Here is a 15572-nt window from a genome sequence, read left to right on the forward strand (position 1 = left end):
GGTACGGGCCATGCAGGTCAAACGCTTTTTTGCCGCCGATATGCGCCAAGCCATGAAGCTGGTTCGTGATGAGCTGGGCGCTGATGCGACCATCATCGGTAACCGCCGTGTGGCAGGTGGCGTGGAATTGACGGCCGCGCTCGATTATCAGGTTCAGCCCGCTCCGGCGCGGCAACCGAATCCGGCCCTGGAGGCTGAACTGCGCAAGACGCAGTCGCGTATCGCTTCCGCCCAGGCTGAATTGACCACCCGTGCCCAGCTTGACGCTGGCAAGGATCGGCAGATGTTCGCCGAAGCGCCGGGCAGTGCGCCGGCCGATAGCCTGAGCGCGGTGCTCGAACGTCAGCAGAAGAAGCCGGCAGCGGCTTCGGTAGACCAGTCTGCTCTGGAATCCATGCGTTCCGAATTGCATGGCTTGCGTGAGCTGATCGAAATGCAGATGGGCTCCATGGCTTGGGGCCAGTTGCAAGCGCGTCGCCCTCAGCAGGCCACCCTGTGGCGCCGTCTGCAGCGCATGGGTTTGCCTGCTGATCTGGCACGTACGCTGCTTGATCGTGTCGCCTCGCTCACTGATCAGCGTCAAGCCTGGCGCATGGTGTTGGCGCACCTGGCACACTCGATTCAGACACCCAAGCAGGAGCCGATGGAAGAGGGCGGAGTGATCGCTCTGGTTGGCCCGGCCGGCATGGGCAAGACCACCACCCTGGCCAAGCTTGCAGCGCGCTATGTACTCAAGTACGGCGCTGCGAATATCGCCCTGGTGAGCATGGACAGCTACCGCATCGGTGCTCAGGAGCAGCTCAAGACCCTGGGCCGTATCCTTGGCGTTTCCGTGACTCACGTTGATCCAGGTCAGTCATTGACTCAGGCGCTGGCACCGTTGGTGCGCAAACGTGTGGTTCTCATCGATACTGCCGGCCTGCCAGCCAACGATCCAGCACTGCGCATGCAGTTGGAGGCCCTGGCAAGTCGTGGCGTCAACGCCCGCAATTATTTGGTACTGGCTGCAACCAGCCAGGCGCAAGTGCTCAAGGCGGCGTATCACAGCTACAAGCGTTGTGGGCTGGCCGGCTGCATTCTGAGTAAACTGGATGAAGCAACCAGCATGGGAGAGGTATTGGGTCTGGCTATTAGCCACCGTCTACCGGTAGCCTATCTGGCAGACGGCCCGCGAATTCCGGACGATGTACATGTTCCGCGTAGCCATCAGTTGGTCAGTCGTGCTGTAGGCCTGCAGGCTCCGGATGAGCCGAGTGAGGATACGATGGCCGATATGTTTGCCGGGTTGTATCAAGATCCGACACGACGCGCGGGATGATCATGCAGGTGTGGCGAAGCGTTGGCCGTGGTCATTCCGGCAGCGCACAATGGCCATGTGGCTCTAAAGCGAAGTTAGACAAGGTGTATAGATAACATGGGTATGCATCCCGTACAGGTGATCGCGGTGACCGGCGGCAAGGGCGGCGTTGGCAAGACCAATGTGTCGGTGAATTTGTCGTTGGCGCTGGCGGATCTCGGTCGGCGCGTCATGCTCATGGATGCTGACCTGGGGCTGGCCAACGTCGATGTATTGCTCGGCCTGACGGCCAAACGCACCCTGGCTGACGTCATCGACGGTCAGTGCGAACTGCGCGATGTTGTCCTGCAGGGACCAGGCGGTATTCGTGTCGTGCCGGCAGCCTCCGGTACTCAGAGCATGGTGCAGCTCACGCCTATGCAGCATGCCGGCCTGATTCAGGCTTTCAGCGATATCAGCGACAACCTCGATGTGTTGATCGTGGATACCGCTGCAGGCATCGGCGACTCGGTTGTGAGTTTCGTGCGCGCTGCCCAGGAAGTGCTGGTGGTGGTGTGCGACGAGCCGACCTCGATCACTGATGCTTACGCGCTGATCAAGCTCCTCAACCGTGACCACGGCATGAATCGTTTTCGGGTGCTCGCCAATATGGCGCACAGCCCACAGGAAGGCCGTAATCTGTTTGCTAAGCTGACCAAGGTGACCGACCGTTTTCTGGATGTCGCGCTGCAGTACGTGGGCGCGGTTCCTTACGACGAATCGGTACGCAAGGCCGTACAGAAACAGCGTGCGGTGTATGAGGCGTTCCCTCGCTCGAAGTGCGCGCTGGCGTTCAAGGCGATTGCCCAGAAGGTTGATGCGTGGCCGTTGCCGGCCAATCCGCGAGGCCACCTGGAATTTTTCGTTGAGCGCCTGGTGCAACAACCGACTGCAGACACGGCTGTATGACGACAGCCTCTGGACTCCGTATGTACAGCAAGGCACACGCACAAGATTCACAGCATCAGTTGATTGAACGTTACGCGCCACTGGTCAAGCGTATCGCTTACCACCTGCTGGCGCGTCTGCCTGCCAATGTGCAGGTGGATGACCTTATCCAGGCCGGCATGATTGGCCTGCTTGAGGCATCACGTAAATATGACGCCGGTAAGGGCGCTAGTTTCGAGACGTTCGCGGGTATTCGTATCCGTGGTTCGATGCTCGACGAGGTGCGCAAAGGTGACTGGGCGCCGCGCTCGGTGCATCGCAACAGCCGGATGGTCAGCGATGCGATCCGAAAAATTGAAGCGAGAACAGGAAGAGACGCTAAAGATCAGGAGGTTGCTGCCGAACTCCAATTGAGTCTCGAAGATTACTACGGCATTCTTGGCGACACTTTGGGCAGCCGCCTGTTCAGTTTCGACGATCTGTTGCAGGAAGGCGAAAGCGGCGGGCTGCAGGAAGACACGAGTTCCTTGCTGCAAGGGCCTTCGCATGAGCTGGAAGACAATCGTTTCCAGGCCGCGCTGGTCGACGCTATCAGCAATCTGCCGGAGCGTGAGCGGCTGGTGTTATCGCTGTATTACGATGAGGAGTTGAATCTCAAGGAAATCGGCGAGGTACTGGGGGTTAGTGAGTCGCGGGTCAGCCAATTACACAGTCAGTGTGCCGCGCGCCTACGCGCACGGTTAGTGGAATGGCGCGCATAAGGAATTAGCAGGGCGCTGGAAAACACAGTGAACGCAGCAAAGCCGGGCGCAATAGTTTTGCGGCGTTCCGCCAGGCCGGTTTCACGATTTATAAGCGCTTCAGAATGCTGATGGCGTTTTAGGACTGTACGGAGGTCGACTTGGACAAGAACATGAAAATCCTCATCGTCGATGATTTTTCGACGATGCGCCGGATCATCAAGAACCTTTTGCGTGATTTGGGCTTTACCAATACGGCGGAAGCCGACGATGGCGTCACCGCATTGCCGATGCTGCAAAGCGGTAGTTTTGACTTTCTCGTGACCGACTGGAACATGCCTGGCATGAGTGGGATCGATCTGCTGCGCGCAGTGCGTGCAGACGAACGTTTGAAGCAAATGCCAGTGCTGATGGTTACGGCAGAGGCCAAACGTGATCAGATCATCGAGGCCGCCCAGGCCGGTGTGAATGGCTATGTGGTCAAGCCATTCACCGCCCAGGTGCTCAAGGAAAAGATCGAAAAAATCTTCGAGCGGGTCAACGGCTGATGTCTGCCGCGAGGTTGTTATGGAACACGAAGATTCTCAAGAGGCCGACCTCGAGTCGACTCTGAAAAGCAATGCCCGCCAACTGGTAAACAGCCTCGAAAAAGGCAACTTTGGCGAAGCGGTACAGCTGATCAATGAACTGAACAAGGCGCGCGACCGTGGTCTTTACCACGAAGTCGGCAAGCTCACGCGTGAGCTGCACAACGCCATCGTCAATTTTCAGCTCGACCCCCGAGTGCCACACGCCAATGAAGTCTCACAGATATCCGACGCTACGGAGCGGCTCAATTACGTTGTGACCATGACCGAGCGAGCGGCCAATCGCACGATGGATCTGGTCGAGCAGAGTGCGCCGTTGGTCAATGACTTGAGCAGCGAAGCCGATGCCCTGAGCGAGGATTGGGGACGTTTCATGCGCCGCGAAATGGGCGCTGAGGCTTTCCGTGAGTTGGCCAAACGCATCGAGCTGTTTTTGGCGCGCAGCCAGCGCGACAGCAGCAAACTGTCGGGGCACCTCAATGACATTTTGCTGGCACAGGACTATCAGGATCTGACCGGGCAGGTGATCAAACGTGTCACGCAACTGGTGACCGAGGTAGAGAGCAACCTGCTGAAATTGATGCTAATGGCCAGTCAGGTCGACCGTTTTGCCGGCATCGATCACGATCATGAAGAGTTGCGTGTAGAGCAGAACAAACAAAAAAATACGTCTCATGGTGAAGTTCCACAGATTCATGCCGATAAGCGTGATGATGTCGCTTCTTCCCAGGACGACGTCGACGATTTGCTGTCCAGCCTGGGATTTTAGGAGCACGTCATATGAGCTTCGGCGCCGATGAAGAAATCCTCCAGGATTTCCTGGTAGAGGCCGGCGAGATTCTCGAGCTGTTGTCCGAGCAATTGGTGGAGCTGGAAAGCCGCCCGGACGATATGAATCTGCTCAACGCGATTTTTCGGGGATTTCACACGGTAAAAGGCGGGGCAGGCTTTCTGCAGCTCAATGAGCTGGTGGAGTGCTGCCATATTGCCGAGAACGTGTTCGACATCCTGCGCAAGGGTGAGCGTCGCGTCGACTCCGAGTTGATGGACGTGGTGCTCGAAGCGCTGGATGCGGTCAATGGCATGTTCAGCGAAGTGCGCGAGCGCGTTACGCCAACGCCGGCCTCTCCCGAGCTACTGGCAGCACTGGCACGACTCGCCGAACCTGCGCCTGCCGCAGCGCTTGCCAATGTTGCAGTCTCTGCACCTGTCCAGCCTGTAGCCCAGAGCGCTGAGGCATCAGCAGATATTACCGATAGCGAATTCGCACAGCTGCTCGATGCCTTGGACGATGAGCCGCAGCCGTCAGCGAGCGCTTCGGACGACGAAATCAGCGATGATGAATTCGAGTCGCTGCTCGATCAGTTGCATGGCAAAGGGCAGTTCGCAGCTGCAGCGACAACCGCTGTCGAAACGGCCGCGCCTGCACCAGCCAATGTCTCGAGCAGCGCCAATGGCGACGACATCACCGATGACGAATTCGAAGCTCTACTCGATCAGTTACACGGCAAAGGCCAGTTCGTTGCTGCTGCCGTAGAGACGCCAGCACCGGCTGCTCCTGCTGCATCCGCCAGTTCTGCAGCGCAGGGCGATGAAATTACCGATGACGAATTCGAAGCGCTGCTCGATCAACTGCACGGCAAAGGCAAGTTCGTCGAGCCGACGGCGATCGCCCCTGTTGCTGCCGCTCCGGCCCCTGTGCCGAAGCCAGCAGCCAAAACGGCTGCGCCGGTAGTTGCCAAGGTCGCGCCCGCACCTGCGCCTATTGCCAAAGCCGAACCAGCCAAAGCCGCTGCCGCGCCGCCTCCGGCTGCTGCTGCGCCTGCGAGCGAAGCGGAAACCACCGTGCGGGTCGACACCGCGCGTCTGGACGAAATCATGAACATGGTCGGCGAGCTGGTACTGGTGCGTAACCGCCTGGTGCGCCTGGGACTCAACAGCGGCGACGAGGCCATGTCCAAGGCCGTGTCCAACCTCGACGTGGTCACCGCCGATCTGCAGACGTCGGTCATGAAGACCCGCATGCAGCCGATCAAGAAGGTCTTCGGGCGCTTCCCACGCTTGGTTCGCGACCTGGCTCGCCAGCTGAAGAAAGAGATCAACCTGGAGCTGGTCGGTGAAGAGACCGACCTCGACAAGAACCTCGTCGAAGCCTTGGCCGACCCGCTGGTTCACTTGGTGCGCAACGCGGTCGACCATGGTGTGGAAAGCCCGGAAGAGCGTGAAGCAGCCGGCAAGTCGCGCACTGGTCGTGTGGTGCTGTCCGCCGAGCAGGAAGGCGACCACATCCTGCTGATGATCACCGATGACGGCAAGGGTATGGATGCCGACGTGCTGCGCAGCAAGGCCGTGGAAAAGGGCCTGCTGGACAAGGACGCCGCCGATCGCCTGACCGATCTGGAATGCTACAACCTGATCTTCGCCCCCGGTTTTTCGACCAAGACCGAGATTTCCGACGTGTCCGGCCGTGGCGTCGGCATGGACGTGGTGAAGACCAAGATTTCCCAGCTCAACGGCACGGTCAACGTGTTCTCGCAGAAAGGCCAGGGCTCGAAGATCGTCATCAAGGTGCCACTGACCCTGGCGATCATGCCGACGCTGATGGTGATGCTCGGCAACCAGGCGTTTGCCTTCCCGCTGGTCAACGTCAACGAGATCTTCCACCTCGACCTGTCGCGCACCAACGTGGTCGACGGCCAGGAAGTGGTGATCGTGCGCGACAAGGCATTGCCGCTGTTCTATCTCAAGCGTTGGCTGGTCAGCAAGGCTGCCCACGAAGAACAAGGCGAAGGCCATGTGGTGATTCTCACCGTCGGCAATCAGCGTATCGGCTTCGTCGTCGATCAGCTGGTCGGCCAGGAAGAGGTGGTGATCAAGCCGTTGGGCAAGATGCTGCAAGGCACGCCTGGCATGTCGGGTGCGACCATCACCGGCGACGGGCGCATCGCCCTGATTCTCGACGTGCCAAGCATGCTCAAACGCTACGCACGGCGTATCTGATCGTCCGCGGCACGGCCTCCGTCGTGCCGCTTAGGAGTGTTTATGGTTGTCAAGGTACTGGTGGTCGACGACTCCGGCTTCTTCCGCCGCAGGGTTTCGGAGATCCTCTCGTCCGATCCCAACATCACCGTGGTCGGCACGGCCACCAACGGACGTGAGGCCATCGATCAGGCGCTGGCACTCAAGCCGGACGTGATCACCATGGACTACGAGATGCCGTTGATGGACGGCATCACTGCGGTACGCAGTATCATGCAGCGCTGCCCGACACCGGTGTTGATGTTCTCCTCACTCACTCACGAAGGCGCCCGGGTCACCCTGGATGCGCTGGATGCCGGGGCGGTGGATTTCCTGCCGAAGAATTTTGAGGACATCTCGCGCAACCCGGAGAAGGTCAAGCAACTGCTGTGCGAGAAGGTGCACAGCATTTCGCGCAGCAACCGCCGGGGGATCGGCGCGGCGTCCCTGACGCCGCCTGCCGGCGGTAGCCTGAGCCGACCTGCCAGCACTTCGATCACACCTGCACCTGCTGCGCGGCCACAGCCAAGCGTGAGTCACCCGCCGGCCGAACGTCATTCGTCCAGCACCAGTGCTGCGCCCAAGCGCAAGGCCTACAAGCTGGTGGCGATCGGCACCTCGACGGGTGGCCCGGTTGCCCTGCAGCGGGTGCTGACGCAGTTGCCGGCCAATTTTCCGACGCCGATCGTGTTGATCCAGCACATGCCCGCAGCCTTCACCAAGGCCTTCGCCGAACGTCTGGACAAGCTCTGCAAGATCAACGTCAAGGAAGCCGAGGATGGCGACATCCTGCGTCCCGGGCTGGCCATTCTGGCGCCGGGCGGCAAGCAAATGATGATCGATGGGCGCGGCACCATCCGCATCCTGCCCGGCGACGAGCGTCTGAACTACAAGCCGTGCGTGGATATCACCTTTGGCTCGGCCTCCAAGTCGTACAACGACAAGGTGCTGGCCGTGGTGCTGACCGGCATGGGCGCGGATGGTCGCGAAGGCGCTCGCCTGCTCAAGCAGGGGGGCAGCCAGGTATGGGCACAGGACGAAGCCAGTTGCGTGATCTATGGCATGCCCATGGCGATCGTGAAGGCCAACCTGGCGGATGCGGTGTACCCGTTGGATGACATCGGCCGGCATCTGGTCGAGGCCTGCCTCTGATGGATGTGCTGAGCCTGATCGGCGTCATCCTGGCATTCGTCGCCATTCTTGGCGGCAATTACCTGGAAGGCGGTCATGTCTCGGCACTGCTCAACGGCCCGGCGGCGCTGATCGTGATCGGCGGCACGCTGGGTGCGGCGTTGCTGCAAACGCCGGTCACCGTATTCAAGCGCGCCATGAGCATCCTGCGCTGGATCTTCTTCCCGCCGCAGATCGATCTGCCTGGCGGTATCGACCGGGTAGTGAACTGGAGCATGACCGCGCGCAAGGAAGGTCTGCTTGGCCTCGAGGCGGTCGCTGACGGCGAAGCCGATCCCTACGCACGCAAGGGCCTGCAACTGCTGGTCGATGGCGCCGAGCCTGAGGCCATCCGCAGTATTCTCGAGGTCGATCTCTACACCCAGGAAAGCCGTGACATACAGGCCGCCAAGTTCTTCGAGTGCATGGGCGGCTACGCGCCGACCATCGGCATCATCGGCGCAGTCATGGGGCTGATCCACGTGATGGGCAACCTGGCCGACCCGAGCCTGCTCGGTGGCGGGATCGCCGTCGCCTTCGTCGCTACCATCTACGGTGTGGCTATCGCCAACCTGCTGCTGTTGCCCATCGGTGCCAAGCTCAAGTCCGTGGCCATGCGCCAGTCGGCGTATCGGGAAATGCTCCTCGAAGGCATTCTGTCCATCGGCGAGGGTGAGAACCCACGCTCTATCGAGTTGAAGCTGCAAGGCTTCATGAACTAATCATGGCTCGCCGACGCCGCCACGAAGAACATGAGAATCACGAGCGCTGGCTGGTGTCCTACGCGGACTTCATCACGCTGCTGTTCGCCTTCTTCGTGGTGATGTACTCGATTTCCTCGATCAACGAAGGCAAGTACAAGATCCTTTCGGAAACCCTGACGGGGGTCTTCAATCAGCCGGATCGCTCCATCAAACCCATCCCGGTGGGGGACGAGCGACCGCGCACCACCGAGCCGGATCGCTCCATGGTGGATGAGGAAACGGCGCAGCAGATCGCCGCTTCTACACTGGAGAATATCGCTGACAGCATTCGTGATGCCTTCGGCGGATTGCTGCAGAGCGATCAACTGAAGGTGCGCGGCAATGAGCTGTGGATCGAGATCGAGTTGAGCTCCGGTCTGCTGTTTCCCAGTGGCGATGCGCTGCCGAACGATATGGCTTTCGAGATCATCGAGAAGATTGCCAAAATCCTGGCGCCCTATGGCAACCCGGTGCATGTGGAAGGGTTTACCGATAACCAGCCGATCAGAACTGCGCAGTTCCCGACCAACTGGGAGCTGTCTACCGCGCGCGCTGCCAGTATCGTGCGGATGCTGGCCATGGATGGCGTCGATCCGTCACGTATGGCCGCCGTAGGCTATGGCGAGTTCCAGCCAGTAGCCGACAACGCCACGGCAGAGGGCAGGGCGCGCAACCGTCGGGTGGTTCTGGTGGTCTCGCGCAATCTCGATGTGCGGCGTAGTGTAAGTGGCGTGGGCAGTGCCAATGCCCAGCCTGATACGGCTCTGCAGCGGGCTGGCACGCAACCTGCTTCAGCGCCTGCAGTACAGGCTCCAGCCAATGGGGCCGTCAATTCCCCGTCGCCTGCCCAATGAAGTGGGCACTCAGTCTCGGCCAGGCGCAGCCTGTTCCGGGAGGATGAAGAGTATGAGAGTTTGGGCTGTAGCCAATCAGAAAGGCGGTGTGGGTAAAACCACCTCGTCCATCGCCCTGGCAGGTTTACTGGCTGATGCTGGCAAACGTGTGGTGGTGGTCGATCTCGACCCGCATGGCTCGATGACCAGCTATTTCGGTCACGATCCCGATAGCCTGGAGCACAGCGTCTTCGACCTGTTCCAGCATCAGGGCAACGTGCCTCAGGAGCTACCGAAGCAGTTATTGCTACCAACCAGTCACGAACGAATTTCCCTGCTGCCATCGAGCACCGTTCTGGCTACGTTGGAGCGCCAGTCTCCTGGGCAGAGCGGTCTTGGCCTGGTGGTTGCCAAGAGCCTGGCGCAGCTGTGGCAAGACTTCGACCACGCAGTGATCGACAGCCCACCGCTGCTCGGCATATTGATGGTCAATGCCCTGGCTGCTTGCCAGCAACTGGTGATCCCGGTGCAGACCGAGTTTCTCGCGGTGAAAGGCCTGGAGCGTATGGTTAGCACGTTGGCAATGATCAATCGCTCGCGTAAGCATGCTTTGCCTTACACCATCGTACCGACCCTGTTCGACCGTCGTACCCAGGCGTCGATGTCCACCTTGCGGTTGCTCAAGAGCAGCTATCCGGAGACGCTCTGGCAAGGCTACATTCCGATTGATACTCGCCTGCGTGATGCCAGCCGGGCAGGGCTGACGCCTTCGCAGTTCGATGGTAACAGCCGCGGCACTATTGCCTACCGTGCGCTGCTCAAGCATTTGTTGGCACAACAACCTGCGTCTCAGGTGGCCTGATCCATGATGGCTGGTTATTCTGCGAAAACTGGCTCAAGTCTGCCGCCACTGCGGCCGATAGCTCATACAGGTCTCCATTGCGGGTTGCATTCATGAGTCGTTCAACTGCCACTGCCACACGGCCCCAGCTGGCACTGCAGTCCTACCTCGATGGTTTGCTGCAAGACGCGGCGGTCGAGCTTGAACTGGAGCTTGCCGAGAACAGCCTCGATGAGTTCGAGGCTGCTGTGCTTGAGGAGCAGATTCGTGATGCCCAGACGGTGCCGCGCGTCGAAGCAGCGCCCCTGACGTTGGTGCAGCCGGTTGCCGAGGTAATTATCGAGCCGGTCGTCGAGGCTTTGGCTCCGGTGTTCGTCGAGCCGATTGCCATGCCGACAGTGGTCGAACCTGTGGCAGAGGTGCATCGTCCGGCGCCACAGATCGCCTCGGTACTCGCCGACGGTCGTCCCGAGTGGGCTGAAGAGCCGTTCGAATGCCTGCTGTTCGATGTCGCCGGCCTGACGCTGGCTGTGCCGCTGGTGTGTCTCGGGTCGATTTACCCGCTGGCCGGGCAGGATCTGACACCTTTGTTTGGCCAGCCGGATTGGTTTTTGGGCATACTGCCATCACAGTCGGGTAACCTGAAAGTGCTCGATACGGCGCGCTGGGTCATGCCAGATCGCTACCGGGAAGATTTTCGTCAGGGGCTGCAGTACGTGATTTCCGTTCAGGGCTACGAGTGGGGGCTGGCGGTTCATCAGGTCAGCCGCTCGATTCGCCTGAGCCCGGACGAGATCAAGTGGCGTAGCCAGCGTACACAACGGCCTTGGCTGGCCGGCACGGTGATCGAACACATGTGCGCACTGCTGGATGTGGCCGCATTGGCTGAATTGATTGCCAGCGGCGCAGCCAAGCGCATGACCAACGGACAGATACACTGATTACTGGGCGCACGGGCTCTTGCACGTGCGGCCGATTGAATAGCGGGACTCCCGCACACCGCCATGCGCGGTCAATGACGAGGCTAGGCCATGAAGAAAAGCTCTGCACAAGGCGCTGAAGATCCGATCCTGCAGTGGGTCACGTTCCGTCTGGACAACGAAACCTACGGCATCAACGTGATGCAGGTGCAGGAAGTCCTGCGCTACACGGAAATCGCCCCGGTACCGGGTGCGCCTAGCTACGTGCTGGGGATCATCAACCTGCGCGGCAACGTGGTCACCGTGATCGACACGCGCCAGCGTTTCGGTCTGGATTCCTCCGATGTCACCGACAACACCCGTATCGTCATCATCGAGGCGGACAAGCAGGTTGTTGGCATCATGGTCGACAGCGTGGCCGAAGTGGTTTACCTGCGTCAGTCCGAAGTGGAAACAGCACCGAACGTCGGCAATGACGAGTCGGCCAAGTTCATCCAGGGCGTGTGCAACAAGAACGGCGAGCTGCTGATTCTGGTCGAGCTGGACAAGATGATGACCGAGGAAGAGTGGTCGGAGCTGGAGAGCATCTGACGTGCTTGAAGCCGCGCTCATCGTTCTCGCCTTGGTCTGCGCCGGGCTAGTGGGCACTTGTGTCTGGCTGGCAGGGCGGCTGCGTCTGGCCAGTCAGCTGCAGGCTGAGCGCGATGCCCAGCGTGACCAGCGTATCCGCGAGCTCGGCAAGCGCCTGGATACCTACCTGACCGGCAGTATTCGCATGGGCGAAGAGCTCCACGAGCTGCGTCGCACTGTCGCGCCACTACCGGATAAGCTGACCCAGATCGAACAGCGTGACCCCTCCAGCCTGTCATTTACCCAAGCCGCGCGCTTGGTGGGCATGGGGGCGAGCGCCGACGATCTGACGCATTCCTGCGGCCTGAGCAAGGCCGAGGCCGAACTGGTTGCCAAGCTGCACCAGTCCCGCCGCTCCTGATTCTTCTAAGTCTGTTACGTCTTAATCCTGGGTATCGCTTCGCTCAACGCCAGGCTACGGCTGGCGCACCTGGCGCGTCCTTCTGAGCGAAGCGACACTCGGGGCAGATTCCGCGTCGACAGCCTAACGCTGGCTGCCCTTGCGATCAGGCCCATCAAGCAGCAGCGGGCCGTCCTTCGTCTTGCCGCGCGGGTCGAAGCCAGGCGGGTATTTGCCCTTCAGGTACCAGGCGAATGCGATGATTTCGGCGATGCAGCGGTACAACTGCTCGGGAATCGCTTCGCCCAGCTCCAGACGTGCGAGTAGGCGTACCAGTTCGGCGTTCTCGTAGATCGGCACATCGTGAGCCCGGGCGATGGCGAGGATCGCCTCGGCCAGTTCGTCATCGCCCTTGGCGCTGAGGTTGGGAGCGTTCTGGCCATCGTAGGTGAGGGCGATGGCCTGGCGTGGGGCTTTTGGGCTCATGCGGTTTCGTCGACCCAGCGCTGTTCCAGTGAGGTTTTCGGGCCTTGCGGTGGTGTGCCCTGACTACAGGCCAGATCACCGACCGTAAGGCCTGCCGCGACCAAGCGTTCGCGCAGGTTGCCCAGCTCTCGATCAATCATCCCTGCAGTACTGGCACGCTCTGCCCAGAGTTGGCTGGACAGGCTGCCATGGGCCAATTGCGCCTGCACCTGGAGCGGCCCGAGTGGATCGAGATCGAAAGCCAGGTCGATGCGCCAGAGCGTTTCCTTGGTTTCCTGTTTATCGGAGGGGGCCGGTTCCTCATGCTGAATTTTTACCTGCAGGGGCACTAGCTCATGCTGATTGCGCATGGGCACTTCTATCTGCCAGGTCGTAACCAGTGCGCCGTCGGGCCCGGTCTGGCTCTGAGCCAGGCTGGAAAGCTGGTGGGTCTGTAAGCGAGAGATGGCTGCGGCGGCGAGCTTGAGCAGTGCCTCTAGGTCGGACTCCCCGTCCATTGCCTGCAGCAGGCGGCTGGGCAGGGGGAAGCTCATGGCCTGTTGGCGCCCGCTGCTCTGGCCGATATTGCCGAGAATGTTACGGGCGAAGGCCGGCAGTGCCTGGGTCATGGCAGTGGCCGATGCGGTGGCGGCAGCCAGGGGCGCGGAGCCAGGCAGCAGCGGCAGCAACTGGCTGACCAGGCGCAGCAGGTTGGCCTTCATGTCGGTACTCAGTGCGCCAGGCTGGCCTGCCAGCAGTTTACTTTCGAGAAACAGACCGCTGTTTTCCAGCGCCTGCATGAGGCCCTTGCCGCTGCTCATCTGCTCGCCACTCGGCAGCCCACCAAGCAGCTTGTCGATGCTGCCGCGCAGGCCATCGGGCATGCCACTCTGACCGCCCATTCCCTTCAACGCTGCCATCAGGCCTTCCAGTGAGCCCTGGCGACTCTGCTGATTACCGAGTTGCTGCAGCAGCGCCAATTGATCGAGCCTGCCGCTCAATGGCAAGAAGGACAGGGATTGGTCGCCCTGCACGCGTGCGCTGAGCAGACTGCCCAAGGGCAGGTCGAGGTGAGTTTCCAGGCTCAGCTTGCTGCCTGCCAGAGGCGTGTTGAGCAGGTTCACCAGCACCTTGTAGACGGTTTGTGCGGCCTGCGCCGGCATTGCTTCGCGAGCGATGACCTTGCCCTGCAGTAGCGTGCCGACGGGCAATTGCTCGAGGTCGATACTGGTCAGCGGTTTGCCACCGGCGAGTACCGCCAGGGCCAGGCGCGTGTCGGACAGGGCCGTGATCGCCAGCGCCGTGCCCTGGGCCAAGGGCTGTGGGCTGCTGGCCTGCAGCGTAGCCTGACGGCCGCCTTCCAGCGTCACGCGCAGCATCAGCTGAAAATTCTGCGCCACCTCCTTGAGGCCCACCACTTCTGCCTTGGCACTCTCGCCTTTGCCCATCAGGCCATCGAGGGGCTGCAAAAGCTTGACCGCCAGGTCGGCGGCATTGACTTGCGGCCGGCTGGCAGGAGGTGCTGCGGCGATAGGACGCGATCCACTGATCTCGGTCATTAAGTCTCATACTCTGTAGCCAAAAGCGCACTGCGAGTGGGCCTATTGGGCATGTATAATTCCGGCCACTTCAATGTCCGCATCATTATAGCGGCCACATTCGTCTCGACTTGAACCAGGTGTCCGCGCTGTGAGCAGTCCCTTTCTCGAAGCCATGGCACTTTCCTGCGAACGGGATTGGCGCCTGCTGTTCGAGAATCTCGATATTCAGCTGGACGCCGGGCAGATGCTACAGGTATCCGGCCCCAACGGCAGCGGCAAGACCAGCCTGCTGCGTGTACTCGCCGGATTGAGGCAACCCACCTCCGGGCAAATTCGCCTCAAGGGCCAGCCACTGGCCAGCCGCAGCGGTGATCTGGCCAGTGACTTACTGTGGATTGGTCATGCTGCTGGCATCAAGGGCTTGCTCAGTGCCGAGGAAAATCTCGCCTGGCTCTGCGCTCTACATCGCCCCGCGAGCCGCGAGCAGATCTGGCAGGCGCTGGAGGCGGTGGGGCTCCGAGGTTTTGAAGATGTGCCCTGTCACACCCTCTCGGCCGGCCAGCAACGCCGCGTGGCACTGGCGCGGCTTTATCTCGATGGCCCGCCGCTGTGGATTCTCGACGAGCCGTTCACTGCCCTGGACAAATATGCCGTGAGCCAGTTGGAAGAGCATCTGGCTGCGCATTGCCAGCAGGGCGGCCTGGTGATTCTGACCACCCACCATACGTTGAGCCGCATGCCGGTGAGTTACCGCGATCTTGATCTGGGACAGCACGCCGCATGAATAGCGTATTTATGCTGCTGGTCGTGCGCGAGGCGCGTCTGTTGTGTAGGCGCCCTGCAGAACTGGCTAACCCACTGGTGTTTTTCGCTATCGTCATCGCACTGTTTCCGCTGGCCGTCGGGCCACAAACGCAACTGCTGCAAAGCCTCTCACCTGGCCTGGTGTGGGTAGCAGCCTTGCTGGCGGTGCTGCTGTCTCTCGACGGCCTGTTCCGCAGCGACTTCGAAGATGGCTCGCTGGAACAGTGGGTGCTTTCCTCGCATCCATTGCCGCTGCTGGTGCTGGCCAAGGTCAGCGCGCACTGGCTGTTTTCCGGCCTGGCGCTGGTATTGCTGTCACCTTTGCTGGCCTTGATGCTCGGGTTGCCGGTGCGCTGCCTGCCGGTACTGCTCGCCACGTTACTGCTCGGCACGCCCATTCTCAGCCTGCTTGGTGCCGTGGGCGCCGCCCTTACCGTGGGGCTCAAGCGCGGCGGGTTGCTGCTGGCACTGCTGATTTTACCCTTGTACATCCCGGTGCTGATTCTTGGCAGCGGAGCCTTGCAGGCGAGCCTGCAGGGGCTGCCAGTGGCAGGCCATCTGTTATGGCTGGCCAGCCTCACCGCGCTGACAGTGACCCTGACGCCATTCGCCATTGCCGCCGGCCTGACCATCAGTGTCGGCGAATGATTCAACCGTGCTACCGAGGATGGCCGCCGATTTCGGTTCTGGCCCCTACCTCGGAGAATGATGAGTGA

17 protein-coding genes are annotated in these 15572 nt (G+C 60.7%); 15 read left to right on the top strand and 2 right to left on the bottom strand.

Translation table 11 applies throughout. The annotated features are described in order from the left end of the window. Positions 1-10: 10 nt before the first annotated feature. The 13 genes from flhF to K5Q02_RS15000 all read left to right on the top strand — a co-directional run bounded on the left by flhF (position 11) and on the right by K5Q02_RS15000 (position 12067). Positions 11-1318 (top strand): flagellar biosynthesis protein FlhF, encoded by a 1308-nt coding sequence (gene flhF / locus K5Q02_RS14940; protein WP_225831796.1) that lies wholly within the window; start codon positions 11-13, stop codon positions 1316-1318. 87 nt (positions 1319-1405) lie between these two features. Continuing rightward, the gene (gene fleN, locus K5Q02_RS14945) at positions 1406-2245 is read left to right on the top strand and encodes a flagellar synthesis regulator FleN (RefSeq protein ID WP_225839697.1); all 840 of its coding nucleotides are present in this window, start codon (positions 1406-1408) and stop codon (positions 2243-2245) included. Further along, on the top strand, positions 2242-2985 hold the full coding sequence (gene fliA / locus K5Q02_RS14950; protein ID WP_225831798.1) for an RNA polymerase sigma factor FliA: 744 nt from the start codon (positions 2242-2244) through the stop codon (positions 2983-2985). Before fleN ends, fliA begins: the two co-directional genes overlap by 4 nt. Positions 2986-3137: 152 nt before the next feature. Beyond that, a complete protein-coding gene (locus K5Q02_RS14955; protein WP_225831800.1) occupies positions 3138-3512 on the top strand; it encodes a chemotaxis response regulator CheY in 375 nt (124 codons plus the stop codon). Positions 3513-3531: 19 nt separating this feature from the next. After that, positions 3532-4320 carry a protein phosphatase CheZ gene (locus K5Q02_RS14960; protein ID WP_225831802.1) on the top strand — a complete coding sequence of 263 codons (789 nt, stop codon included), beginning with the start codon at positions 3532-3534 and terminating at the stop codon, positions 4318-4320. Between the two features lie 11 nt (positions 4321-4331). Further along, the gene (locus tag K5Q02_RS14965; RefSeq protein ID WP_225831804.1) at positions 4332-6551 is read left to right on the top strand and encodes a chemotaxis protein CheA; all 2220 of its coding nucleotides are present in this window, start codon (positions 4332-4334) and stop codon (positions 6549-6551) included. A gap of 42 nt (positions 6552-6593) precedes the next feature. After that, on the top strand, positions 6594-7721 hold the full coding sequence (locus tag K5Q02_RS14970; RefSeq protein ID WP_225831806.1) for a protein-glutamate methylesterase/protein-glutamine glutaminase: 1128 nt from the start codon (positions 6594-6596) through the stop codon (positions 7719-7721). Beyond that, the gene (locus tag K5Q02_RS14975; protein ID WP_225831807.1) at positions 7721-8461 is read left to right on the top strand and encodes a flagellar motor protein; all 741 of its coding nucleotides are present in this window, start codon (positions 7721-7723) and stop codon (positions 8459-8461) included. Before K5Q02_RS14970 ends, K5Q02_RS14975 begins: the two co-directional genes overlap by 1 nt. A gap of 2 nt (positions 8462-8463) precedes the next feature. Beyond that, a complete protein-coding gene (motD, locus tag K5Q02_RS14980) occupies positions 8464-9336 on the top strand; it encodes a flagellar motor protein MotD (protein WP_225831809.1) in 873 nt (290 codons plus the stop codon). Between the two features lie 52 nt (positions 9337-9388). Then, positions 9389-10177, top strand: coding sequence for a ParA family protein (locus K5Q02_RS14985; RefSeq protein ID WP_225831812.1), 789 nt, complete (start codon positions 9389-9391; stop codon positions 10175-10177). Positions 10178-10269: 92 nt separating this feature from the next. Further along, complete coding sequence (locus tag K5Q02_RS14990; RefSeq protein WP_225831814.1) at positions 10270-11097, top strand: CheW domain-containing protein; 828 nt, start codon at positions 10270-10272, stop codon at positions 11095-11097. A gap of 90 nt (positions 11098-11187) precedes the next feature. Continuing rightward, positions 11188-11667, top strand: coding sequence for a chemotaxis protein CheW (locus K5Q02_RS14995; protein ID WP_225831817.1), 480 nt, complete (start codon positions 11188-11190; stop codon positions 11665-11667). A gap of 1 nt (position 11668) precedes the next feature. Continuing rightward, complete coding sequence (locus K5Q02_RS15000; protein WP_225831819.1) at positions 11669-12067, top strand: DUF2802 domain-containing protein; 399 nt, start codon at positions 11669-11671, stop codon at positions 12065-12067. A gap of 123 nt (positions 12068-12190) precedes the next feature. On the opposite strand, the gene K5Q02_RS15005 is transcribed toward K5Q02_RS15000, so the two are convergent. After that, entirely contained in the window at positions 12191-12532 is a 342-nt protein-coding gene (locus K5Q02_RS15005; RefSeq protein ID WP_225831821.1) for an EscU/YscU/HrcU family type III secretion system export apparatus switch protein, read from the bottom strand. Next, entirely contained in the window at positions 12529-14070 is a 1542-nt protein-coding gene (fliK, locus tag K5Q02_RS15010) for a flagellar hook-length control protein FliK (protein ID WP_225831823.1), read from the bottom strand. The genes K5Q02_RS15005 and fliK overlap by 4 nt, the downstream gene beginning before the upstream one ends. 154 nt (positions 14071-14224) lie before the next feature. Between fliK and ccmA the strand changes: the two genes are divergently transcribed. Together ccmA and ccmB are read left to right on the top strand one after the other, a co-directional pair. Continuing rightward, positions 14225-14836, top strand: a complete 612-nt coding sequence (gene ccmA, locus K5Q02_RS15015; RefSeq protein WP_442964007.1) for a cytochrome c biogenesis heme-transporting ATPase CcmA — start codon at positions 14225-14227, stop codon at positions 14834-14836. Then, positions 14833-15504: a heme exporter protein CcmB gene (ccmB, locus tag K5Q02_RS15020; protein ID WP_225831826.1), complete on the top strand. Its 672-nt coding sequence runs from the start codon at positions 14833-14835 to the stop codon at positions 15502-15504. The genes ccmA and ccmB overlap by 4 nt, the downstream gene beginning before the upstream one ends. Positions 15505-15572 lie beyond the last annotated feature (68 nt).

Source organism: Pseudomonas sp. MM211 (assembly GCF_020386635.1).
GTDB lineage: Bacteria > Pseudomonadota > Gammaproteobacteria > Pseudomonadales > Pseudomonadaceae > Aquipseudomonas.